The 22,820-nt window shown below is 72.4% G+C and carries 18 protein-coding genes; 10 read left to right on the forward strand and 8 right to left on the reverse strand.

Translation table 11 applies throughout. The annotated features are described in order from the left end of the window. Positions 1 to 54: 54 nt before the first annotated feature. The 3 genes from G3I54_RS29750 to G3I54_RS29760 form a co-directional block, all read right to left on the reverse strand. Entirely contained in the window at positions 55 to 303 is a 249-nt protein-coding gene (locus G3I54_RS29750; protein WP_164618987.1) for an SCO4226 family nickel-binding protein, read from the reverse strand. A 73-nt stretch (positions 304 to 376) separates the two neighbouring features. Beyond that, positions 377 to 3,097 (reverse strand): glycosyl hydrolase family 65 protein, encoded by a 2,721-nt coding sequence (locus G3I54_RS29755; protein ID WP_164618989.1) that lies wholly within the window; start codon positions 3,095 to 3,097, stop codon positions 377 to 379. Positions 3,098 to 3,354: 257 nt separating this feature from the next. Continuing rightward, complete coding sequence (locus G3I54_RS29760) at positions 3,355 to 4,491, reverse strand: threonine synthase (protein WP_239144646.1); 1,137 nt, start codon at positions 4,489 to 4,491, stop codon at positions 3,355 to 3,357. A 240-nt stretch (positions 4,492 to 4,731) separates the two neighbouring features. On the opposite strand from G3I54_RS29760, the gene G3I54_RS29765 reads away from it, so the two are divergent. Continuing rightward, on the forward strand, positions 4,732 to 6,327 hold the full coding sequence (locus G3I54_RS29765; RefSeq protein WP_164618991.1) for a S8 family peptidase: 1,596 nt from the start codon (positions 4,732 to 4,734) through the stop codon (positions 6,325 to 6,327). A 113-nt stretch (positions 6,328 to 6,440) separates the two neighbouring features. On the opposite strand, the gene G3I54_RS29770 is transcribed toward G3I54_RS29765, so the two are convergent. Further along, entirely contained in the window at positions 6,441 to 7,856 is a 1,416-nt protein-coding gene (locus G3I54_RS29770; protein WP_164618993.1) for a glycoside hydrolase family 18 protein, read from the reverse strand. A gap of 284 nt (positions 7,857 to 8,140) precedes the next feature. On the opposite strand from G3I54_RS29770, the gene G3I54_RS29775 reads away from it, so the two are divergent. From G3I54_RS29775 to G3I54_RS29795, 5 genes are all read left to right on the forward strand, one after another. Further along, a complete protein-coding gene (locus G3I54_RS29775; protein ID WP_030630823.1) occupies positions 8,141 to 8,893 on the forward strand; it encodes a GntR family transcriptional regulator in 753 nt (250 codons plus the stop codon). Between the two features lie 237 nt (positions 8,894 to 9,130). Beyond that, positions 9,131 to 9,331 carry a hypothetical protein gene (locus G3I54_RS29780; protein WP_103510091.1) on the forward strand — a complete coding sequence of 67 codons (201 nt, stop codon included), beginning with the start codon at positions 9,131 to 9,133 and terminating at the stop codon, positions 9,329 to 9,331. Positions 9,332 to 9,525: 194 nt separating this feature from the next. Further along, positions 9,526 to 9,930 (forward strand): NUDIX domain-containing protein, encoded by a 405-nt coding sequence (locus G3I54_RS29785; protein ID WP_343240462.1) that lies wholly within the window; start codon positions 9,526 to 9,528, stop codon positions 9,928 to 9,930. Positions 9,931 to 10,095: 165 nt separating this feature from the next. Beyond that, positions 10,096 to 10,539, forward strand: a complete 444-nt coding sequence (locus G3I54_RS29790; RefSeq protein WP_164618997.1) for an ATP-binding protein — start codon at positions 10,096 to 10,098, stop codon at positions 10,537 to 10,539. Positions 10,540 to 10,753: 214 nt separating this feature from the next. Next, complete coding sequence (locus G3I54_RS29795) at positions 10,754 to 13,321, forward strand: SpoIIE family protein phosphatase (protein ID WP_164619109.1); 2,568 nt, start codon at positions 10,754 to 10,756, stop codon at positions 13,319 to 13,321. A gap of 18 nt (positions 13,322 to 13,339) precedes the next feature. On the opposite strand, the gene G3I54_RS29800 is transcribed toward G3I54_RS29795, so the two are convergent. Then, positions 13,340 to 14,053: a PspA/IM30 family protein gene (locus G3I54_RS29800; RefSeq protein ID WP_164618999.1), complete on the reverse strand. Its 714-nt coding sequence runs from the start codon at positions 14,051 to 14,053 to the stop codon at positions 13,340 to 13,342. A 73-nt stretch (positions 14,054 to 14,126) separates the two neighbouring features. Beyond that, positions 14,127 to 16,232: a TPM domain-containing protein gene (locus tag G3I54_RS29805; protein ID WP_164619111.1), complete on the reverse strand. Its 2,106-nt coding sequence runs from the start codon at positions 16,230 to 16,232 to the stop codon at positions 14,127 to 14,129. Between the two features lie 361 nt (positions 16,233 to 16,593). On the opposite strand from G3I54_RS29805, the gene G3I54_RS29810 reads away from it, so the two are divergent. Continuing rightward, on the forward strand, positions 16,594 to 18,105 hold the full coding sequence (locus G3I54_RS29810; RefSeq protein ID WP_164619001.1) for a glycosyltransferase: 1,512 nt from the start codon (positions 16,594 to 16,596) through the stop codon (positions 18,103 to 18,105). A 7-nt stretch (positions 18,106 to 18,112) separates the two neighbouring features. After that, on the forward strand, positions 18,113 to 19,657 hold the full coding sequence (locus G3I54_RS29815) for a DUF6056 family protein (RefSeq protein WP_164619003.1): 1,545 nt from the start codon (positions 18,113 to 18,115) through the stop codon (positions 19,655 to 19,657). A gap of 24 nt (positions 19,658 to 19,681) precedes the next feature. On the opposite strand, the gene G3I54_RS29820 is transcribed toward G3I54_RS29815, so the two are convergent. Continuing rightward, positions 19,682 to 20,365 (reverse strand): hypothetical protein, encoded by a 684-nt coding sequence (locus G3I54_RS29820; RefSeq protein ID WP_343240463.1) that lies wholly within the window; start codon positions 20,363 to 20,365, stop codon positions 19,682 to 19,684. Between the two features lie 120 nt (positions 20,366 to 20,485). Between G3I54_RS29820 and G3I54_RS29825 the strand changes: the two genes are divergently transcribed. Further along, entirely contained in the window at positions 20,486 to 21,376 is an 891-nt protein-coding gene (locus G3I54_RS29825; protein WP_164619005.1) for a LysR family transcriptional regulator, read from the forward strand. Positions 21,377 to 21,436: 60 nt separating this feature from the next. Here G3I54_RS29825 and G3I54_RS29830 read toward each other — a convergent pair whose 3' ends face one another. Beyond that, positions 21,437 to 22,123, reverse strand: coding sequence for an SDR family NAD(P)-dependent oxidoreductase (locus G3I54_RS29830; protein ID WP_164619007.1), 687 nt, complete (start codon positions 22,121 to 22,123; stop codon positions 21,437 to 21,439). Positions 22,124 to 22,210: 87 nt separating this feature from the next. Between G3I54_RS29830 and G3I54_RS29835 the strand changes: the two genes are divergently transcribed. Then, complete coding sequence (locus tag G3I54_RS29835) at positions 22,211 to 22,819, forward strand: TetR/AcrR family transcriptional regulator (RefSeq protein ID WP_164619009.1); 609 nt, start codon at positions 22,211 to 22,213, stop codon at positions 22,817 to 22,819. Position 22,820: the final 1 nt, after the last annotated feature.

The raw sequence follows: 22,820 nt of genomic DNA on the forward strand, positions 1-22,820 counted from the left end.
CACCGCCGACGGCCACCGCGCCCGGTCACATCTCCAGCCGCACCGCGTGCCCGGTCACACCGCCAGCGGCACCGCGTGGATCTCGTCCGCCGTGTGGCCCGCGCGTTCGTGGATGCGCTGGACCGCTTCTGCCGAGGGGGCCGTGGACAGGCAGTAGACCGTGCCGGACTGCGGGTCCGCCCAGGCGTGCTCGAAGTGGACGCCCTCCTCCTTCTCGATCGCCGCGTCGGCCTCGTGGGCTTCCTTCAGTTGCTCCGACGTGATGCCCTTCATGCCCCGGTGGACATCCATGTACATGCCCATGACTCGTACACCTCCGGATGTTCGGTTGTGGCCCCTCTTCCATGCTCCACCCGATGCCGGGTACGGGCGCGTCCTACCGCCCGCCCGTCTCCACCCGCAGCTCAGCCACGCCCGCCGGCTTCTCCGGGTCCTCGGAGCGGACCGTCACCCGGACCTTGCGCGCCGTGTCGCCCGCCAGGTAGGGGCGCCAGAAGCGGCCGTCGAGCGAGGTCTCCAACGTGTGAGAAGCGGGCGGTACGTCGCTCCAGACCGGGGTCACCGAGGCGAGCCGGAGGGGCCGGGCGCCCAGGTCCACCGTCAGGGAACCCGCCGCGCCGTCCGGGGACCAGGATGTCGCCGGGGCCCCGTCCACCGCCGCCTCCGCGTAGAGGCCCGGGGCCTCGGAGGTCGCCGTCACCGTGCGGCAGCGCGCCGCGTCGGCCGTCGGGGTCAGGTCGGGGCGGCGGGTGGGAAGCGTGAGGGCCGAGGACAACCGGCGCGGCCCCTGTGCCGTGTGGACCGTGAACGGGGCGCCCGAGGTCAGGCGGACCGTGGTCGTCCGGGGGCCGATCTCGACCTCGTACGCGGCGTCCCGGTACCGCAGGCCCTTCAGCGTGACGCCCTCGTGCAGTTGCGGCGGCAGCGTCGGGTCCAGGCGCACGCCGTCCTCACGGAGCCGCAGGCCCGTCAGGCCATGGGTGAACACCTGGAGGAAGCCGCCCTTCCCGGTCAGGAAGTCCTCGGCCGGGAAGCCGGACAGCGGGTCCTCGGCGCCCGACTTCTCGCCGCGCGCCTCGGAGAACAAGTCGTACGGGCCCCGCATGAAGGGCCGCACCGCACGCTGGAGATAGGTGTACGCCGCGCAGCCCGGCTCACCGATCTCCGCCGCGTCGATCGCGTGCACCGAGTCCGTCATCGCCGGGCCGTCCGGGTCGGTGCGGGCCGCGTAGTAGTCCAGGGTGGCCGCCGCCGCGCCCGGCTCCATCGGCCACTCCAGCGGGTACGTCAGCAGCACCGTGTCCGCCTGCTTGATCGTGGAGCCGTTGTAGCCCGCGTACTGGAGGAAGACCTTCTTCTCCGCGTCGTACGGGATGCGCAGGCCGTCCGCCACCCGGTTCCAGCCGGACGGCGGGCGGTGGCCGAGGAGTCGGGCGGCGCGGGTCGCGTTGCGGAGCGCGGTGGCGGCGACCGCGTTGGTGAAGACGCCGTCGTCGACGCCGTTGCTGTACTCGTCGGGCCCGGCCACGTTCTTGATGGAGTAGCTGCCGTCCTCGTTCGCCGTGGCGCGCGACCGCCAGAAGTCGGCGATGCCGCGCAGCAGGGGCCAGCCCCGCGCCGCCAGCCAGTCGCGGTCGCCGGTGGCGAGGTAGTACTGCCAGACGGCCAGCGAGACATCGCCCTGGAGATGGTTCTGGGTCAGGCAGTGCGGCGGGTCCACGCTGTGGCACTCCGAGTCCAGCCGGCCCCGGCTCGCGCTGGTCCAGGGGAAGAACAGGCCGTCGTGGCCCAGCTTCTCGGCGTTCGCGCGGGCCGCGTCCCGGGTGCGGTAGCGGTACTCGACGACCGAGCGCGCCAGCTCCGGGCGGGTGGCGAGCAGCCCCGGGAACATCCACGTCTCGGCGTCCCAGAACACCAGGCCCGCGTAGTTGTCGCTGGTCAGGCCGGCCGGAGCGATGCTGTCGGAGGAGCCGCGCCGGGTGCTCGCCAGTAGTCCGTACTGGGCCGAGCGCAGCCAGCGCTGGAGGTCGGGGCTGCCGGACGCCAGCACATCGGCGGACCAGGCCTCGCGCCAGGCGGCCTCGTTCGCCGCGAAGACCCGGTCCCAGCCGCGCCGAGCCGCCCGGTGCGCCGCCTCGCGGGCGTCCTCGGCCGGGGTGCGGGAGGTCAGGGCGGTGTCGACGCCGACGTACTTCTCGAAGGTGTACGTCCGGCCCGCGCGGACCGGGGTCTGCCTCGGGGACGTACGGGCGTCCGGCCGCAGCGTCTCGACCACGCCCGAGCCGCGCCGCATCGCCTGCGCCACGGCCCCCTCGATGCCGGTGCCGAGCGTGCGGAACGAGCCGTCCTCGCGCAGCGTGATCCGGCGCGCGCCCCGGTCGTCGAGCCGGCCGGTGACGGTCGCGGCGCCGCTCCAGCGCGGAGTCATCCGCAGGCGTACGGCTCCGGTGTGGACGTCGGAGCGGTCGGCCAGGACGTCGTAGGAGATGTCGGTCGCCCGGCCGTCCGCGGTCGTCCAGCGCAGCGAGGTGCGGACGAGGCCGCAGCTGAGGAAGACTGTCTGGCGGTAGTGCGAGATCCGGCCGGACGGGGTGTCCGTGCCGAGGGTCTCCTCGCCGACGCCCACGTCGATGCCGGTCCAGCTCGGCAGCGCGGCGATCACCTCGCGGCCCTCGGTGACGGCCTCGTCCCGTGCGTACAGCCCGGAGACGAACGCGCCGTCGTAGCGCGGTGTGTAGAGCGGCCAGCCGGTCTTCTCGCCGGCGGCCGCGTATCCGGCGCCGGTGGCGGGGACGCGGTGGCCGAGATAGCCGTTGCCGACGTACGGGTCGTAGCCGCCGGCCTCGCCGAAGCGGGTGGACGTCGGGGACCAGGAGGTCCCGGGGGCGCCCTGACCGTCCGTCCGGCCGCAGGCGGGGACGGCCGAGGACGGGGGCGAGGCCGGGGACGGGCCCGGCGCGGGGGAGGCGGACGGGTGGGCCGGGCCCGGCCGCGGTACGGGGCCGGGGGACTCGGCCGCGTCGGCGGGGGGCGGCAGCGGTGCGATCAGGGCGGCCGCGACCAGGGGCGCGAGGACGGAGATACGCGAGAGGCTCACGGTACGAAGGTAGGGACGCGGCGGTCCGGTCGGCCGTCACGCCGCGCACGCCCGGGCGTACGCACCCCGCACCGGGCGTCCGCCGGACGGCCGGATGGAGCAGGAGGAGCGGAGGAGCAGAGGAGGAGCGGGCTCGGCGTCCGCCGGGGCGGCCCCGTTCCGGCCTCGGCGTCCGCCGGGGGCGGAGGACCAGCCACTCTCGGTCCCCCGCCCGTCCGCCGGGGGCGGAGGACCAGCCACTCTTGGCCCCCGCCCCCTCACCCCGCCGCCATCCCCGTCTTCAACCCCGCCCCGCACAGCGGCACCACCACGCTGCCCGTCACCCCGCCCCCGGCGGCGTCGCCGCCTCCGCCGCCCCCGTCCCGTACCGCCGCCCAGCACGCCACGCCCGTCGTCTCGACGTAGAAGCCGCGGGACGCCAGGTCCCGCTGGGCCTCGCGGATGTGGTCTTCCGGCACCGTCAGGAACGTGCCGCCCGAGGCCCGTACCGCTGCCAGGATCTGCCGGGCGCGCGGCGGGCGCGGGATCGCGATGCCCTCCGCCAGGGTGGGGGAGGGCATCGCGGCCGGGTCCGCCGGAGGCAGGTCGTCCAGGCCCGCGTGGAAGGCGGCGGCCAGCGGGGAGACCGCCTCGGCCTGGACGGCGATCAGGCGGGGGCGGGTCTCGATCAGGCCCAGCGCGTGCAGTTCGGCGACGGCGAGGGCCGCGCCCAGCAGCAGGGTGCCGTTGCCGACCGGGACGGCCAGCGCGTCCGGCAGCCGGCCGCCGAGGTCCTCCCAGAGCTCGTACACGTACGTCTTCGTGCCGTGCAGGAAGTACGGGTTGAAGACGTGCGAGGCGTAGAAGACCCCCGGTTCGTCCGCCGCCGCGCGGGCGGCCAGCGCGGTCGCCTCCCGGCCGCCGGGGACGGTCACCAGGTGTGCGCCGTGGGCCCGGATCTGCTCGGTCTTCTTGGCCGATGTGCCCTCGGGGACGTACACCGTGCACGCGAGCCCGGCCCGCGCGCAGTACGCGGCCACCGACGTGCCCGCGTTGCCCGTGCTGTCGGCCACCACCCGGTCCGGCCCCAGCCGCCGGGCCAGCTCCACGAGCAGCACCGCGCCGCGGTCCTTGAAGGACAGCGTCGGCATCAGGTAGTCGAGCTTGGCCGAGACGGTGTCCGTGAGCGGGACGAGCGGGGTGCGGCCCTCGCCCAGGGAGATCGTCGGGGCGGCGAGCGGCAGGAATTCCTCGTAACGCCACAATGAATTGGCCCGCACGGAAAGCGCGTTCGGCGCGACGCCCCGTACGGGGGTGAAGTCGAGGTCCCAGGGGCCCCGGCAGACCGGGCAGCACCAGGTCAGGGCGGTGGTCTCGGACCGGGTCCCGTCCACCGGGCAGTGATAGGTCGTCATGTTCGCCAGCATGTCAGGCATATGGCAGATGAATGGCGCGCGTATGGCGTGCCCCAAGGCACCCTTGTGAGTTCGCCATGGATCGGTCAATCTTTCGCTGGCAGCAGGGCATGCCGGTCACCGGAGGACGCAGAAACCGGGGCGTTCCGACGGCTGATTTGTCATGCCCCTGTCGGGAGTCGTCGTGCGGCTCCGGCACCACCCCCCACCAGAGCACCGCCTATGAGGAGGACCCCTCACATGTCAGTGATGCGTCACACCCCCCATGCACGGCGAAGACTCGCCACGGCGACCGTCATAGCCACCGCAGCCGCCGTCGCGCTCGCCACCGCCTCCGCCCTTCCGGCGACCGCGGCCGAGCGGGCACCCGAAGGCGTGATCGAGAACGCGGGCGCTCCGGGCGTCATCAGCAACAGCTACATCGTGACCCTCAAGGACTCGGCCGCGAAGTCCGACTCCGCCCAGGGCAAGGCCCTCGCGAAGAAGTACGGCGCGAGCATCGAGCGCACCTACCGCTCGGCCCTCAACGGTTACGCGGTCGAGGCCTCCGCCGCCGAGGCGAAGAAGTTCGCCGCCGACCCGGCCGTCGCCTCCGTCTCGCAGAACCGCACCTTCACGGTCGACGCCACCCAGACCAACCCGCCCTCCTGGGGTCTGGACCGCATCGACCAGAAGAACCTCCCGCTGGACCAGCGCTACACCTACCCGGACAAGGCGGGCGAGGGCGTCACCGCCTACGTCATCGACACCGGGGTACGGATCAGCCACAGCGACTTCGGCGGCCGGGCCTTCAACGGCTACGACGCCATCGACAACGACAACGTCGCGCAGGACGGCCACGGCCACGGCACGCACGTCGCCGGCACCGTCGCGGGCACGGCCCACGGCGTCGCCAAGAAGGCGAAGATCGTCGGCGTCCGCGTGCTGAACAACAGCGGCTCAGGCACCACCGCGCAGGTCGTCGCGGGCATCGACTGGGTGACGGCCAACGCCGTCAAGCCCGCCGTCGCCAACATGAGCCTCGGCGGTGGCGCGGACTCCGTGCTCGACGCCGCGGTGAAGCGGTCCATCGCCTCCGGCGTCACCTACGCCGTCGCGGCGGGCAACGAGTCGACCGACGCCTCCACGAAGTCCCCGGCGCGCGTCCCCGAGGCCATCACCGTGGGCTCGACGACCAACACCGACGCCCGCTCCAGCTTCTCCAACTACGGCTCCATCGTGGACATCTTCGCGCCCGGTTCCTCGATCACCTCGACGTGGAACACCAGCGACAGCGCCACGAACACCATCTCCGGCACGTCGATGGCCAGCCCGCACGTGGCCGGCGGCGCCGCCCTCTACCTCGCCGAGAACCCGTCCTCGACGCCCGCGCAGGTCTCCGCCGGTCTCGTCGCGGCGGCCACCACCGGGGTCGTCGGCAACCCGGGCAGCGGTTCGCCCAACCGCCTCCTGAACGTCAACACGGGCACCACCAACCCGCCGGACCCGGACCCCAAGAAGTTCGAGAACACCACCGGGTACCCGATCAACGACAACGCGACCGTCGAGTCGCCCGTCACGGTCACCGGCGTCACCGGCAACGCGCCCTCCGCGCTGAAGGTGCCGGTCAACATCTCGCACACCTACATCGGTGACCTGAAGATCGACCTGGTCGCACCGAACGGCACCGTCTTCAACCTGAAGGCGTACGGCTCCGGCGGCAGCGGCGACGACGTGGTCACCACGTACACCGTCAACGCCTCCTCCGTCGCCGCCAACGGCACCTGGAAGCTCCGGGTCAGCGACAACTGGACGTACGACACCGGCCGGATCAACAGCTGGGGCCTGCACTTCTGAGCCCGCACCGCTGAACCTCTGAACGGCTGAGTCATAGGCACCAGGCACAGGAACCAGGCACCACGCACAGGCCGGGGCGGTCGCGTCATGCGACCGCCCCGGCCCTGTCGGTGTCAGCGGCGGTTGAGCCCGCGGTCGACCGCGGTGATCAGCTCGCCGTTCTCCGTGTCCCCGTCCAGCGACCAGAACATCGCCCCGCCGAGACCCTTGTCCCGGACGTAGGCGGCCTTGGTGCGCAGGACCTGCGGGTCGTCGTACGTCCACAGCGTGGTGCCGTCGAACAGCCACGCGTGGCCGTTCTTCACATCACGGTGGACCTTGTACGTCCCCGAAGCGGCCAGCTGCTTGAGGACCTTGTAGTCCTCGTAGCCCGCCGCCCAGGTGGCCGGAGCCGGGGCCGTGGCCGGCTGGCCCATGCCCTTGCCGCCGCCGCTCACTCCGGTCCAGCCCTGGCCGTAGGTCGGCATGCCCACCACGAGCTTGTGCTTGGGCGCGCCGCGGCGGACCCAGTCGCGGACGGTCCGGTCGACGCTGAAGTCGTTCTTCGCGTACAGGGCCGACTGCTGGGCCGTCTTCTTCTCGCCGGAGACGTGGTAGTCGTAGCCCTGGATGTTGACGAAGTCGAAGTCCTTCATGAGGCGCTTCACATCGAAGCCCGCGTCGATCGCGGCCGGGTTGGCCGGTACGTACGCCGACAGGTCGTAGTGCTTCGGCTTCGGCTTGCCGTGCCCGTGGCCGTGCCCCTTGCCCTTGGCCGTCTTCTCCTCGGCCTTCGCCTCGCTCTTCGCGTGGGCGTCGAGCTGGGTGCGGAACTCGCGGATCAGCGCGGTGAAGTTCTTCTTGTCCTCCGGGCGGAAGACGGTGCCCTCGTTCGCCGCCGAGCCCGGCCACTCCCAGTCGACGTCGATGCCGTCGAAGAGGCCGGCCGCCGCGCCGTCGCCGCCGCGCGCCCCGTCCACCGGGAGGTTGCCCTTGATGTACAGGTCGACGCAGGAGGCGACGAGCGCCTTGCGGGAGGCCGCGGTGCGGACCGCGTCGGAGAAGTGGGTGGACCAGCTCCAGCCGCCGAGCGAGATCATGACCTTGAGGCCGGGGTGCTTGGCCTTCAGCTCGCGCAGCTGGTTGAAGCTGCCCGCGAGCGGCTGGGTGTCGGTGTCGGCGACGCCGTCCACCGATCCCGCCGCGTCGAACGGGCGGGCGTAGTCGGCCCAGGCGTCGGCCTGGCCGGGGATGTTGCCGGTGAAGCACTTGCCCTCGGCGCTGACGTTGCCGAAGGCGTAGTTGATGTGGGTCAGCTTGGCCGCGGTCCCGCTGGTGTCCAGGTCCTTGACCTGGAAGTCGCGTCCGTAGACGCCCCATTGGGTGAAGTAGCCGATGCTCTTGTACGCGGGGCGGTGATGGCCCTTGTCGCGGTCGCCGCCCTTGCTCCGGTCGTGGCCGGCGCTGGCCGTGGCCGCGGGCGCGACGCCCGCCAGCAGGGCCAGGGAGACGGCGGCGATGGTCATTCGGGACAGGCTTCTTCGGCGCATGAGGCTCGTTCCTGTGCGTGATCCGGTGCGTGGTCCGGTACGGAGAGAAAGCGGACGGAAAAGCGGGAGCCGTGCTGTGCACAGGAAGGTATTGGTCTGGACCAAAAATGGTCAAGGGTACGGGAGTTGCCGGAGAACGTCCGGGAAGGATCTGGTATCCGCGTTCGAGGTATGCGTGGACCGGCACAAGATCATCACATTGGGTGAAACTCTGGCCCATGCTTGCGGTGCACAACCCACGGTTGTCAGGCTGTCGCAGACTGTCAACCTGTTGGGAGTGGCCTGTGACTTTCGGTGAGCAGCCCGCCTATCTGCGCGTGGCGAGCGATCTCAGGGAGAAGATCGTCAACGGCGCGCTGCCGCCCCATACCCGCCTGCCGTCGCAGGCCCGCATCCGGGAGGAGTACGGGGTCTCGGACACCGTCGCCCTGGAGGCGCGGAAGGTCCTGATGGCGGAGGGGCTGGTCGAGGGGCGTTCCGGCTCCGGCACGTATGTGCGCGAGCGTCCCGTCCCCCGCATGATCGCCCGCTCCGGCTACCGCCCGGACAAGGGGGCCAGCCCGTTCCGGCAGGAGCAGACGGCCGAGGGGGCGCGCGGGACCTGGGAGTCCCGCAGCGAGCAGGAGGGGGCGAGCCCCGAGATCGCCGGGCGGCTGGGCATCGAGCCGGGCGACCGGGTGATGCGCACGCATTACGTCTTCCGGGAGGCGGGTGAGCCGATCATGCTCTCCACCTCCTGGGAGCCGCTCGCCGTCACCGGCCGTACGCCCGTGATGCTGCCGGAGGAGGGCCCGTTGGGCGGCTGCGGGGTGGTGGACCGGATGGCCGCGATCGATGTCGTCGTGGACAACGTCGCCGAGGAGGTCGGCGCGCGCCCGGGGCTGGCGGAGGAGCTCCTGGCGCTCGGCGGGGTGCCCGGCCATGTGGTCATCGTCATCGGGCGGACGTACTACGCCTCGGGTCGGGCCGTGGAGACGGCCGACGTGGTGGTGCCGGCCGACCGGTATCGGGTCGCCTACCACCTGCCGGTGCGATGAGGTGAGGTGACGGCCCGTCGGGTCCGGTGAGGGGTGCCGGGCGGGCCGGTGGGGGATGTTGATGGGTCATGAGGGGGCGCATTCTGTGGATGCGCCCCTTTCGTGTTGGCCGGATGTGTATCTCTTTGTGTAAAGCCGCCTGCACTGAGTGAAGGTCAGGCGTACGCTCGGGCATATGCGTACTGCGGTTTCCTGGGGATCCTTAGAGACGTGCACGCCGGTGGGAAGAGGGGCGATATGCGGGGGAGTGACACGATGAGCGACAGCGGCGCCGTGCTCCCTTGGCAGGTGATACGGCAGGACGACGGCGGCAACCGCTATCGCGTGGGCAGGTACGCCACGCAGGCCGAGGCGCAGAAGGTCGCCGACGGCCTCGACGACCGCCACCGCCATCAGGTCTATCGGGTGGAGCGCGTGGGCCAGGGCAACAGGCCCTGACGCGACGGACGGCCCTGCGGGGCCCCGGGGAGGCGGAACGGCCTGCCCGGGGCCCCGCAGGCCTCCCGGGGCGTCTCCGGCGCCCGCGTGCGCCCTTCGCCTCGTCGCGCTTGTGCGCGTCTCCCGCCCCGGGCGGTAGGGTCCCGCCCGACCGGGGGTGCGGAAGCCGCCGGAGGTGCGGCGAGCGGGGCGGAGTGATGGCGGTGCTGATCGACACGGTGGCGTGGGTGCGGATCGAGGGCGGCAGGATCCTCTGCGCGCGGCCCCGGGGCAAGGATGTCTTCTACATCCCGGGCGGCAAGCGCGAGGGTGCGGAGACCGATCTGCAGACCCTCCTGCGGGAGATCGAGGAGGAGCTGACGGTCGGCCTGATCCGGGAGACCGTCGTTCACGCCGGTACGTACGAGGCTCCCGTGGACGACCGGCCCGACGCCGCCGTCGTACGGATGAGCTGCTATTACGGCGACTACCGCGGCACGCTCGCCGCGAGCAGCGAGATCGAGGAGATGGCGTGGTTCTCCTTCGCCGACCGGGCCCTCGTGCCGCCCGTGGACCGGTTGCTCTTCGACGACCTCAAGGCGGCGGGCGCGCTGACCTGATCATCGGTGCGTTCCCGGTGCGTTCCCGGGTACGTCTTCGGCGCCTCCGCGGTGCACCCGTCTGCACCAAACAGCCCGTTGTGCGGTAGTAAGCAATAAATGGTGGGTATGGGCTGTTTAGTCCCCATTTACTTATGTGGGTGCGCCCGTGGTCGTCCCTGGGAAGTGATCGGCGTGATCGAGACCGAAGGCGACTGCGCCGAGTGGACCTTCCCGGCCGAACCGGGTTCCGTGCGCAGCGCCCGGCACGCCGTCCGGGGCGCCCTGGGCTCGTGGGGTCTCGACGCGGCGGTCGGTGATCTCGCGGTGCTGCTCGTCAGCGAACTGGTGACCAATTCCCTGCGGTACGCCTCCGGTCCCATCGGCGTACGGTTGGTCCGTTCGTACCCCGACGGGGACTTGTCGCTCACCGATAGCCCTCCCACCGGCCCGGGACTGCGGGTGGAAGTCTCCGATCCGCTTCCGGATCCACCCACCGAACGCAGTGCGGGACCCGACGACGAAGGCGGCCGGGGACTCCAGCTCGTGGCCTGTTCCGCACGTCGCTGGGGGACCCGTCGTGGAAAGAGTGGCAAGACCGTGTGGTTCGAGCTGGCTCTCCCTGGTTAGGAGAGTGGAGGGACGCACAGCGATCACCAGAGGTCGGGCAGAACCTGGCTGAAAGGGACTGAGACCTTGCTGTGATCGTGAACGCCGTGTCGGTCGGGGCCGTAGTGCTGAATACTGCGGGCAGGACCGGTCCGGTGTGTGAGCTGGAGGGGACGGTCGCGTGAGCGAAATACCTGGGACAACGGGTGATGTCGTCGGGACCACGGGCGATGTCGTGTGGCAGAGCAGCCCACCCGGCTCGATCTACGACTACATCAGGGTCGCCTCCTTCTCGATCGGCCCCGACGGCCTGATCGAGCAGTGGAGCAGCCGGGCCGCCGGTCTCTTCGGCATGACCTCGACCGAGGCGATCGGCCGCGACCCGGTGGAGGCCTTCATGCCCGCCGAGCTGCGCTCGGACGGTCATCGGCGGGTCGGCGAGATCCTGGACGGCAAGGAGTGGACGGGCCTCGTCCCGTTCCGGATGCCGGGCGAGGGCGGGGCGCACGGCGTCGCCGAGGTCTATGTGATGCCGAGTCTGACGGGCCGGGGCGAGCGGGCCGCGCTCTGCATCGTCGTCGACGTCCGGGCGCTGCGGCGCATCGAGACGGACCTCGCCGCATCACAGGCCATATTCGGCCAATCTCCTTTCGGCTTCGTGCTGTTCGGCACGGACTTCGCCGTCGTCCGGGCCAACCAGCGCTTCGCCACGGTCTTCGGCGGCGCCGCCGAAGACCACCGGGGCCGCACGGTGGAGGACTATCTGCCGCGCGCCGAGGCCGACCGGCTGTCCGCCACGCTGAAACGGGTCCTGGAGACCGGGGAGTCCGTCACCGACCTCCAGCTCGTCGGCACCGCCCCCGGCGGCACCGATCGCCGCCACTGGTCCATGAACCTCTACCGGGTGCACAGCGGAGCCGGCCGCCCCGTCGGCGTCGCCGGCCTCGCCACCGACGTCACCCGCCGGCACATCGCCGCCCGCGAGGCCGCGAGCGCCCGCCGCAACCTCGCCCTCCTCAACGAGGCCAGCGCCCGCATCGGCAATTCCCTGGACCTGGAGACCACCGCCCGCGAACTCCTCGACGTGGCCGTCCCCGGCTTCTGCGACCTCGCCACCGTCGACCTCTACCAGGGGCTGCTCACCGGGGAGGAGGCCGCTCCCGGCAGTTGGGCGCCCGCGCACCGCGAGTCCGCCGGAGGCTCGGCGGAGCTGCGCCGGGTGGCCCACGCCAGCGCGGTCGCCGACGCGCTGCCCACCGCCGTGGCGGGCAGCGGGCCCCCGGGTCCGGACGACCTGCCGCCCGCGCTCGGCTCCGTCCACCGCTTCCCGTTCGGCTCGCCCTGCGCCATGGCGCTGCGCTCCGGCCAGGTCGAGGACGTCCCCGGCGACGAGATGGGCTTCGTGCAGTCGACGCTCGCCGTGCCGATGGTCGCGCACGACACCGTCGTCGGCCTCGTCCAGTTCTCCCGTACGAAGGGCAGCGAGCCCTTCGGCGAGCGCGACCGGGCGCTCGCCACCGAACTGGCCGCCCGCGCCGCCGTCTGCATCGACAACGCCCGCCTCTACCGCCGCGAGCATGAACGCGCCCTGATCCTCCAGCGCAGCCTGCTGCCCCCAGGCGACCCCGAGGCCGCCGGTCTCGACATCGCCTGCCGCTATCTGCCCGGCAACACCGCCACCGAGGTCGGCGGCGACTGGTTCGACGTGATCGAGCTGCCGGGCCACCGCACCGCCCTCGTCGTCGGCGACGTCATGGGGCGCGGCCTGCGCGCCGCCGTCGCCATGGGCGAACTGCGCACCGCCGTAAGGACCCTGGCCCTCCTGGACCTGGAGCCGGCCGAAGTGCTCTCCGCCCTCGACGAGGTCGCCCGCGGCCTCGGCTCCCCGGGCGGCGGCGAGCGCAGCGAGGGCCTCGGCGGCAGCGGCGGAGCGCAGTGGCCCTCCCGAGCCGCGCAGAAGTCCCGTGAGGCCGACCTCTCCGAGGTGTATCTCGCGACCTGCGTGTACGCGGTCTACGACCCGGTCACCCGGCGATGTACGTTCGCCAACGCCGGCCACCTCCCCCCGGCCGTCGTCGAGCCCGGCCGGCCCGCCCGGCTCATCGACGTACCCCCGGGCATGCCGCTGGGCGTCGGCGGCGAGCCGTTCGAGGAGGTCGAGGTCGAGCTCGCCGAGAACGCCCTGCTCACCCTCTACACCGACGGCCTGGTCGAGTCCCGGGACCAGCCGCTGGACGAGGGCCTGGACGCGCTGCGGGCCGTGCTCACCGGTCCGCAGATGGAGCTGGAGGACGCCTGCGACCACGTCCTGAGCACCCTGGACACCCGGCACGGCGAGGACGACATCGCCCTGCTGATGGCCCGTATCCAAGGGCTGCCCGCGGAGGCGGTGGGGGACTGGACGCTGCCGCGCGAACTCCGTTCGGTGGGCCGCGCCCGCGAGCTGGCCCGCTCCCAGCTGGTCGCCTGGGATCTCGACGACCTGGTCGACACCACCGAACTCCTCGTCAGCGAGCTGGTCACCAACGCCCTGCGCTACGGCGAGGGCGAGATCAGGCTCCGGCTGCTGCGCGACCGCACCCTGGTCTGCGAGGTGTGGGACGCCGGACTCGTCCAGCCGCGCCGCCGCCGCGCCCGCGACACCGACGAGGGCGGCCGCGGCCTCCAGCTGGTCGGCCTGCTCAGCGCCGCCTGGGGCTCGCGCCGCACCCCGCGCGGCAAGACCGTCTGGTTCGAACTGGCCCTGCCGGACGGGGCCCCGGCCGCCGAACTCTCCGTGGAGCAGCTCCTGAGCATGTACTGACCCGGGGCAGCGCCCGCGTCACGCGCCCGTCTTCAGGGCCGCCAGCCGGGCCTCGACCTCCGCGCTGGCGCCCAGGCTGTCCAGCTGCTCGAACTGGGCGTCCAAGGAGGAGGCGGCCAGCTCCTGCTTGCCCAGCGCCTTCGCCTCCTCGCGCCGCACCTTGTCCTCGAAGCGACTCAGCTCGCTCGTCGGGTCGAGCACGTCGATGTTCTTCACCGCGTCCATCATCTGGTTCTGCGCCTGCGCGGACTTGGCGCGCGCCACCAGTTCGTCGCGCTTGGCCTTCAGCTCGGAGAGCTTGACCTTCATCTGGTCGAGCCCCGTCTTCAGCTTGTCCACCACCTCGGACTGCGAGGCGATCGTCGGCTCGGCCGTCCTCGCCTCCTGCTCCGACTGGAGCTGACGGCCCAGCGCCACCTTGGCCAGGTTGTCGAACTTGTCGGCCTCTGCCACCGACCCGGCCCCGCGCAGCTCGTCCGCCTTCCGGCTGGCCGCCAGCGCCTTGCCGCCCCACTCGGCCGCCGCCTCGATGTCCTCCTTGTGGTCCTGCTCCATCAGCCGGAGGTTGCCGATGGTCGACGCGACGGCCTGCTCGGCCTCCGCGATGTTGTTCGTGTAGTCCCGGATCAGCTGGTCCAGCATCTTCTGCGGGTCCTCGGCCTGATCGAGGAGGGCGTTGATGTTGGCCTTCGCGAGCTGGGTGACGCGGCCGAGGACGGTCTGCTTGGTCATGGGATCGCTCCTTGGAGGTCGAGATCGCTGGTAGGGGTGAGGAGGTTCGGGAGAGCGGATGAGGTCCGGTCGTTCAGAAGCGGCCGCCACCGCCCCTGCGCCCCCGCGTTCCGCCCCCGCCGAAACTGCCGGGACTGCCGCCGAAGCCGCCCGACCGGCCACCCCCGCCGAAGCCTCCGCCGAACCCGCCGCCCATGCCCCCGCCCCGGCCGCCGCCTCCGCCTCCGAACAGCCCGCCGAGGATGATGCCGCCGAGCACCGCGCCGCCCATGCCGCCGCCCCCGCCCCGCACACCGCCGGGCCCCTGCATGCCGCCGAAGCCCCGGACGTCCTGCTCCGCCAGGCTCATCGCCTGCCGGGCCAGCGCGTCCGCCTGCTGCGCCTCGGCCAGCGCACCCTGCGCGTCCGCGCCCGACAGCTCCCGGGCCCGCTCCCACCGCCGCTGCGCCTCCGCGAGCCGGGTACGGGCCTGGCTGCCGACCGCACCCCGGTTGGTCGTGATGTAGTCGGCCGCCGCCCCGATCGCGGACCGGGCGGTGAGCATCGCCTGATCGAGGAGGGTGCGGGCCTTCGTCTCGCCGCGCTCCTGGTCCCGGGCCCCCGCCAGCGCCTCGTCCAGCGCCGCGTCCGCCTCCTCCACCCGGCGCAGCGCGTCGATCGGGTCGTACGGTCCCGCCGCCGTCGCGCCCCGCACATCGGCGAGCACCGCCTCGGCGCGGGCGATCCGGCCGCGCAGATCGGCGGTCGACGCGCCCTCGGCGGTCCCTTCGAGCAGCCCGCCCGCGTCCGCGAGGTCGGCCTCCGTCTCGGTGAGCGCGGCGGGCAGCCGGCGCGCGGCCTCGGCCAGCTCCGCCGCCCGCCGGTCCACCGAGTCCAGCAGCGTGCCCGCCTGGCCCACCGCGCCCTCGGCGGCCCGGATGTACACCGCGGCCCGGGAGTTCTCGCCGCCCTCGACCGCCGTACGGGCCTGCTCCACGGCCGAGGCCGCGAAGACGAGCCGGTCCCGCGCCTGCTCGACGTCGCCCGCCACGGGCGTGGCCGCGCCCTCCCCGTACCGCTCGCGCAGCCCGGCGACGCCCGCCTCGGCCGCGGCGACCCGTCCGGCGAGGTCGCGGTGCGTGGCGTCCACGGTGGCCAGGGCGTCGGGAGCGGTACGTTCCAGGGCGCGCAGCCGGTCGAAGTCCTCGGAGACGGTGTCCAGACCCTCGTTCGCCGCCGCGCAGCGCGTGAGGATCTCCTCCAGCATCCGGCGGCGGGTCGCGTCGTCCTCGGGGAAGGCGTCGTCGAGCTGCTGACGCAACCGGAACGACCGCGTCAGCTCGTCCTTCGCCCGCGCCACCGCCTCGGTGAAGGGCTTCGCCGCCTCCTCGCCGAACTGGGCGGTCGCGAAGCCGAGTTCCTCCTCGCTGGTGCGCACCGCGTCGTCGGTGTCCACCAGCACCTGCTTCGCCCGCGCGTCCAGCTCCGGCAGCGGCGTCGGCGGCTCCGGCGCACCGCCCGCCCCCGCGCCCCGGCCCCAGCCGGTGGCCGCCGGGGTGGTGCGGGTCGTGCTGCGCCGCTTGCGCCGGGCGTACGCGTAGGCGCCGACCGCGCCCACGCCCCCGACGACGGCCACCGGCAGGATGAAGTCGCGGGCGCCGGTGGCGCCGGAGTCGCCCGTACCGGGGTCGGCCGGCCCCGGGGTGATCGCGGGGGCGGTCACCGGGCGTCCGGCCCGTACGGAGGCGTAGCCGTCCGCCGCGCCGATCGCGGCCCCCGCCCAGTCGTTCTCCCGCAGCGCGGGTTCGATCGCGGTGCCCGCCACGTCCCGCAGCTGGGCGTCGGTGAGCGGGGAGCCCGCGTCGACGGAGTAGGCGTACTGCCGGTCGTGGGTGGCGACGGAGAGCAGCACATCGTCCTGGCCCAGGCCGTTGCGGTCGGCGGTCTCGTCGCTCCAGGTCTGCCCGGACCGGCCGGAGAAATCGCGTACGTACACCACGAAGAGCTGGACGCGCTCGTCCTCGTACAGCCGGTCGAGGGCGTCCTCCACCTGCTCCGTCCGGTCGCCCAGCGCGCCCACCCGGTCGGTGATCTGCCCGTCCCGGGACAGCTCGACGGGGTCGTCGGCGCGGGCGGGCCCGGCGGCGGGGAGCACCAGCCAGCACACGGCGGACAGCGCGGCGAGCAGGCCGGTGAGCAGACCGGCGGGCAGACCGGTGGGCCAGGCCCTGCCGGGCGCGGCGCTCCGGGCCCGTGGCAATCGAGGAGGTGTCACCTTTGCGAGGCTATGTGTGCTTTTTGGCCCCCGCGACCCGACGTTCTGCCGGTCGGCGTCGGCTGTTCGCATGAAAGGGCGCGCGAAAGAAGTCGCTCCGTGCGTGTGCGGAGCGGCGGCGGCCGCCGCCCGTCGTCAGATGGGGCGACGTGGCGCGTTCCGGGCCCGGCGCCGGAGGCCGACGGCGCCGCGCCGGTCAGGCCCGGTCGCACGGGAGGCCCGTCCCACGAGGGGCCCGGTCTCCCAGGACGCGTCCCATGAGAGGCCCGAAGTCCGGAGGTGGCGTGTGACTGGCCTTCAGCTGTCGGTCGTCGTGCCCTGCTTCGACGAGGCCGAGGTGATCGAGGCCTTCCACACCGCGCTGGTCGGCGTCCTGGAACCCCTCGGCGACAGCTTCGAGATCTGTTACGTGGACGACGGCAGCCGGGACCGCACCCGGGTGCTGCTGAACGCCCTCGCCGCCCGCGACCCGCGCGTCCACTACACCGCCTTCAGCCGGAACTTCGGCAAGGAGGCCGCCATGCTCGCCGGTCTCCGCATGTCGAGCGGGGCGGCCGTGGTGATCATGGACGCCGATCTTCAGCACCCGCCCGAGCTGATCCCCCGCATGCTGGAACTGCACCGGCACGGCTACGACCAGGTCATCCCGCGCCGCGACCGCACGGGCGAGGGACTGCTCCGCAGCACCCTCAGCCACACCTACTACGCACTCGTCCGCCGCTGCATGGACGTGGAGCTCATCGACGGGTCCGGGGACTTCCGGCTGCTGTCGCGGCGGGCGGTGGAGAGCGTGCTGTCGCTGCCGGAGAGCAACCGCTTCTCCAAGGGGATCTTCTCCTGGATCGGCTTCGACACGGTCACCTTCCGCTACCGCAACAGCGAGCGGGTGGCGGGCCGGTCGAAGTGGGGCAGCAAACGGCTGCTGAACTACGGCATCGACGGACTGCTCTCCTTCAACAACCGGCCGCTCCGCCTCGCGATCTACGCAGGCTTCTGGGTCTTCGTCTCGGCCCTGGCCTACGCGCTGTGGACGGTCGTGAGGGTGGTCCTGCACGGCGTGGACACCCCCGGTTACGCCACCCTCCTCATCGCCGTCGTCGCCCTCAGCGGCATCCAGCTGGTGACGCTCGGCGTCATCGGCGAGTACGTCGGCCGCATCTACCACGAGGCGAAGCACCGCCCGCCGTACGTGGTGCGGGAGACCGACGCGACCTGCCGGGCGCTGCCGGACGGCCCGCCGCAGCTACCGCGGCTCACCGGCGGCCCGGCCGAACGCGCCGCCCCCGCCCGCGCCCCCGCAACCGCCCCGGGCACGCCCAGCCGGTCCCGTACCGTCCGCCAGTTCGGCAGCTTCGTCCTCATCGGCTGTGTGAACACCGCCGTCTACCTCGGTGTCTACGCCTCGCTGAACCGCTGGATCCCCTACCTGACCGCCCATGTCATCGGCTACGCGGTCAGCATCGTGTGCTCGTTCCTGCTCAACTCCTACGTCACCTGCCGGACCCGGCCGACCTGGCACGCGTTCGTCCGCTATCCGCTCTCCAGCCTGGTCAACCTGGTGGCGTCCGGAGCGCTGCTCTACGGCGCGGTCAGCGGACTCGGGATGGACAAGAACCTCGCCGCGCTGGCGGCCGGCGTCCTCGTCACACCCGTCTCGTTCCTGCTGGCCCGGTGGGCGATCACCTCGGGCCAGGCCAGGTCGGCCGCCGTACCGGAGGCCGTGGAGGTCCCCGCCGAACCGCTGCCCGGCCGCCCGGCGCCCGCACCGCTGCCCACCCGCTCGCCCCAGGACCGGTGAGGCCGTGATGTCCGACGACGTTCCCGTAACCGCTGCCGCCCCGGAGAATCCGCGCGACGGAGGCAGGAGTCGCGACAGCGGCAGGAGTGTGGACGAGGGTGCGCCGGACCGGGCCGGACGTGACGCGGACCGCCCCTGGGCCGCCCTCTGGGTGAGCGCCCTCGCGCTTCCGCCCCTCGCCCTGCTCGCCGCGGCCTCCTGGTTCGGCCGGTGGGTGAGGCCCGGCGCCGACGACTGGTGCTTCCTGCCCGTCGTACGGGACGACGGCGTCACCGGCCTCGTCGGGAAGTTCTACTTCGACGACAACGGGCGGGTCGCCAACGCGCTCCTGGTCGGCGCGTACGCGAAGTTCCAGGTCGCGGGACACCAATGGTTTCCCCTGGTCAGCGGGGTGCTGGTGCTCGCGGTCCTCTGGGCGGTGGCCGTTCTGGCGCTGCGCCGGGCGGGCCTGCGCACCCCGCGCGGCCTGCCGCTGCTCCTCGCGGCGATGACCACGGCGCTCTTCCTGTTCGCCACGCCGAACACGTACAAGACGTTCTACTGGCCCGCCGCGTCCGTCTCGCACACGCTGCCGCCCGTCCTGGCCTGCGCCGCCCTGATCCCGCTCCTCCTCGCCCGCTCCCGCCGCGGCCGGGCCCTCGCGCTCGTCGTCGCGGTGCTCGCGGGGGCCTTCCTCGCCACGCTGTCCGAGGAGACGGCGATCGTCGTGGTGATGGTGCTGCTGGCCGCGCTCCTCCTGTCCGGCCGGGTCGTGCCCGCGTCCGACCGGGGGCTCGTCCGCCGGTGGTGCGCGGCGGGCCTCGCCGGGACGGCGGCCGGGGCCGTCGTCCTCATCACCTCACCCGGCTCCATGCGCCGCAGGGAGCGGTTCGGCGCGGAGACCACGTCGCTGCTCGCCTCCGACTCCCTGGCCGCCTCGCTGCGCGCGTTCGCCGAGATCACCGTCACCGTGGTCACCACCTGGCAGTACGTCGGCGCGGTCGCGGCGGGCGTCCTGCTGGGGCTGCTGTGCCGGCGGGCGGACGGGACCACACCCCGCCCGCCCGCGCACTGGCCGCGGCTCACCACCGCCGGGGTGCTGGTACTCCTCGTCTCCGGCTACCTCTGCACGGTCATCGCCTACCCCGTGTTCGGCGACCGGGTGAGCGACGCGAGCGCCAACCGGCTGTGGAACGACTACCTCCTGCTGTACGTGATCCTCCTCGTCGGCGCGGGTGCGCTGCTGGGCCTGGCCGTCCGCCGGTACGCCCGCCGCACCGCCCCGGCGAAGGCGGTGTGCGCCGCGCTCTGCGTCCTGGTCTGCGTGGGCCCGGCCGTCGCCCTGACCAACCTGGACACCGCGATGCGGGCCCGGGCCGAGAAGTGGGACGCCCAGGATCAGCGGCTGCGCGAGGGCGCGGCGAACGGCGAACGGGTCCTGCCGTACGAGCGGCTGGTGATCAGCCAGATGCTGGAGCCGTTCAGCCAGGGCGGCCGCAGGTACTGGCCGGGCGGTTGCGTCGCCGACCTCTACGGCCTCGACCGGGTCACGGACGGGGCCAGGAACCGCTGAGCGCCGGGACAGGGGACGGGGACCTCAAGAGATGAAGTCCGTCAGCGTGCATCCGTCCACGAGCGACTTCTCCTGCTTGTAGCCGCTCGGAATCGGCTCGTCCGGGTCGCAGGCGAGCATGAGGAGACCGGAGGTCCGCAGATCGCTCCTGGTCTCGCTCGTGCCGCTGGCGACGGCGAAGTCCTTGCCGACGAAGTACTCGCCGCCCTGCTTCTTCGCCTGGGTCTGGAACTTCTTCATGTCGTCGATCGCCATGAGCCGGACCGAGTTGCGCTGGTCGTTGAAGCAGATGGCCCGCTCCCTGATGCCCCAGGTCGCACCGGCCTCTTCCGGATACGGGAAGTCGGAGTCCTCGTAGTCCTTCTCCTGCATGACCAGACCCGTGCAGGTGGTGTACTGCAACACGAACATCTCGATGGCGGCCATCGTGGGGGCGCTCGGCGGACCGTCCCGGTCGGGGTCGATGAGCCGGCCGCCGCTGCCGGCGGACTGCCCGTAACCGTCGTCGGCGGCACCGTCTCCGCCATCACCACTACTGCCGCCCTTGCTACTGCCACCACTGCTGCCAACGGCACCGCCGCTGCCGTTGCCGTTGCCGTCGGCGCCGTCGTCACCGCCGCAGCCGGTGACCGCCGTCAGCGCCAGGACTGCCGCGCCGACGACGACCATGTACCGCAACCGCATGGTGTTCTCCTGGTTCCTGGACACCGCGGAGATCGGACCCGCGAGGACGTGCCTCAGGATGCAGTGTCGGCAGCGGGTGAACAATCGTCGGCTTCACATGGTCTGATAACCCAGGAGTTATCGCTGAAGGCCGGGGGCGGGCGCGTGGAACTGCGCGACATCGAGATCTTTCTGACGCTGGCCGAGGAGCTGCACTTCGGCCGGACCGCGAAACGGCTGCATGTGTCGCAGGCGCGGGTGAGCCAGTCGATCGCCAAGCAGGAGCGGCGGATCGGCGCGCGGCTCTTCGCCCGCAGCAGTCGCCGGGTCGAACTGACTCCCATCGGGGCTCAGTTGCGTGAGGACCTCGGCGCGGGCTACCGACGGATTCTCGACGGCACCCGCGCGGCCACCGCCGCCGCCCGGGGCACGGCGAGCACGCTGACCCTGGGGCTGCACGGACCCCAGCCGCAGGATCAGGCGCGCGTCCTCAACCTCTTCCGCTCCCGGCACCCCGAGATCCAACTCCGCATCCAGGAGCTGAACTTCACGGACCCGTTCGGCCCGCTCCGCGACGGATCGGTCGACGTGGCGACCGCCTGGCTGCCCGTCCGTGAGCCGGATCTCACCGTCGGTCCGCTGGTCATCGCCGAACCGCTGCTGCTCATGGTCGCGACCGGCCATCCGCTCGCCTCCCGCGACACGGTCGGCATGGAGGACCTGGGCGACTGGACCCTGCCGCAGTCCGCGCAGCCCATCCCCGAGTACTGGCAGCAGACGCTCGTCCCCGCCCGTACGCCGTCCGGCCGGCCGATCCGGCGAGGGCCGAAGGTCTCCACGTTCCAGGAGATCGCCGCCATGGTCGTGGCGGGCGAGGTGATCTGCCTCGTCCACGGCGTCGCCGCACGCTACTACCCGTGGCCCGGCCTCCGCTATCTCCGCCCGTACGACGCGCCGTTGGTGAGCTGGGCGCTGATCTGGCCGACGGCCGGCGAGACGGGCCCGGTCCGCGACCTCGCCCGCGCGGTACGCGACGCGGGTCCGCCGAAGATCTGACGACGAGTCAATCACGGTGATCACAGAGCCCGTTCGTCCCGTCCGGACGTCTCCCCGCTCCTACCAGCGCAGTACGCCGTCCTCGTCCTGGAGCGTTCCCGTCGGGCCGTCCGCGCCGAGCGTCGCGAGCCGTACGACCACCCGGGCGCTCTCCTCGGGTGAGCGCCCGATGCCGAACGCCGCGGTCATGTCAGTGGCGGTGGGGCCGGGCTCGACCGCGTTGAACCTGATGCCCGGATAGGCCTTGGCGTACTGGACCGTCAGCATGGTGGCCGCCGCCTTCGAGGCGGAGTAGAGCGGCAGCGGCAGGCTGGACTCCACCCGGTCGGGGTTGTTCACCGCCCAGAACGACCCGGCGCTGCTGGAGACGGTGACCACGGTGGGGTTCGCGGACTCGCGCAGCAGGGGGAGCGCCGCCTCGGTGACACGTACGATCCCCACCGCGTTGGTGTCGAAGACCCGCAGGGCCTTGGGGCCGTCGATGTCGCCGTCGCCCAGGACGCCCGCGTTGTGCACCAGGACGTCGAGCCGGCCCTCGGCCGCACCGATCGTCGCCAGCGCGCCGGTCGCCGAGGCGTCGTCGGTCACATCGAGCTGGACGAACCGTGCGCCGAGCGTCGCCGCCGCCTTCTCGCCCCGCTCGACGTCGCGCGCGCCGATGTAGACGGTGTGGCCCGACGCGACGAGCTGCTTGGCGGTTTCGTAGCCGATGCCCTTGTTGGCGCCGGTGATCAGTGTGACGGTCATGGTCTTCCCCGGGTTCTGTAGTGATCGATGCGGAACTTCACCGTAGCATTTCCGCATCGATCGCTACAGAAGAGATAGGATGGGGACGTGGAGACGAGACGGAAGGGCCCGAGCGGTCGGCCGAGAGGGTTCGACGCCGACGAAGCCCTGGAACGCGCGATGCTGGTGTTCTGGGAACACGGCTACGAAGGCGCCGGCCTGGCCTGCCTGACGCAGGCGATGGGCATCTCCACCACCAGCATGTACGCGGCTTTCGGCAACAAGCAGGAGCTGTTCCGCAAAGCCCTGGAGCGCTACGCCACCGGCCCCAGCGACTATCTGGTCCGGGCCCTGGAACAGCCGACCGCCCATGGCGTGGCGACCGAGCTCCTCGCCGGCACCATCCGGACCACCACCCGCCCGGCCGGTCCTCAGGGCTGCCTGGGCGTCCAGGGCGCGCTGGCCGCGAGCGACTCCGGCCAGGAGGTCCGTGACCTCCTGGCCGCCTGGCGCAACGAGAGCCACCGCTTCGTCCAGGAGCGTTTCCGGCGAGCCGTCGACGAGGGCGACCTGCCTCCGGAGATCGATCCGGCGCTCCTGGCGCGCTATGTCACCACCCTGGCCTTCGGCATCGCCGTACAGGCCGCGGGCGGAGTCTGCCGCGACGAACTCCAGGCGATGGCCGACGCGGCCCTCCGCAGCTGGCCCCCTTTCTGAC

It is taken from the genome of Streptomyces sp. SID14515 (genome assembly GCF_010548505.1).
GTDB lineage: Bacteria > Actinomycetota > Actinomycetes > Streptomycetales > Streptomycetaceae > Streptomyces > Streptomyces caviscabies.

What these genes read in the sequence shown, in the direction of transcription:
- G3I54_RS29750 (WP_164618987.1), bottom strand. Translation starts at nt 303, where the DNA reads ATGGGCATGTACATGGATGTCCACCGGGGCATGAAGGGCATCACGTCG.
- G3I54_RS29760 (WP_239144646.1), bottom strand. Translation starts at nt 4,491, where the DNA reads ATGACGACCTATCACTGCCCGGTGGACGGGACCCGGTCCGAGACCACC.
- G3I54_RS29765 (WP_164618991.1), top strand. Translation starts at nt 4,732, where the DNA reads ATGTCAGTGATGCGTCACACCCCCCATGCACGGCGAAGACTCGCCACG.
- G3I54_RS29770 (WP_164618993.1), bottom strand. Translation starts at nt 7,856, where the DNA reads ATGCGCCGAAGAAGCCTGTCCCGAATGACCATCGCCGCCGTCTCCCTG.
- G3I54_RS29780 (WP_103510091.1), top strand. Translation starts at nt 9,131, where the DNA reads ATGCGGGGGAGTGACACGATGAGCGACAGCGGCGCCGTGCTCCCTTGG.
- G3I54_RS29800 (WP_164618999.1), bottom strand. Translation starts at nt 14,053, where the DNA reads ATGACCAAGCAGACCGTCCTCGGCCGCGTCACCCAGCTCGCGAAGGCC.
- G3I54_RS29815 (WP_164619003.1), top strand. Translation starts at nt 18,113, where the DNA reads ATGTCCGACGACGTTCCCGTAACCGCTGCCGCCCCGGAGAATCCGCGC.
- G3I54_RS29830 (WP_164619007.1), bottom strand. Translation starts at nt 22,123, where the DNA reads ATGACCGTCACACTGATCACCGGCGCCAACAAGGGCATCGGCTACGAA.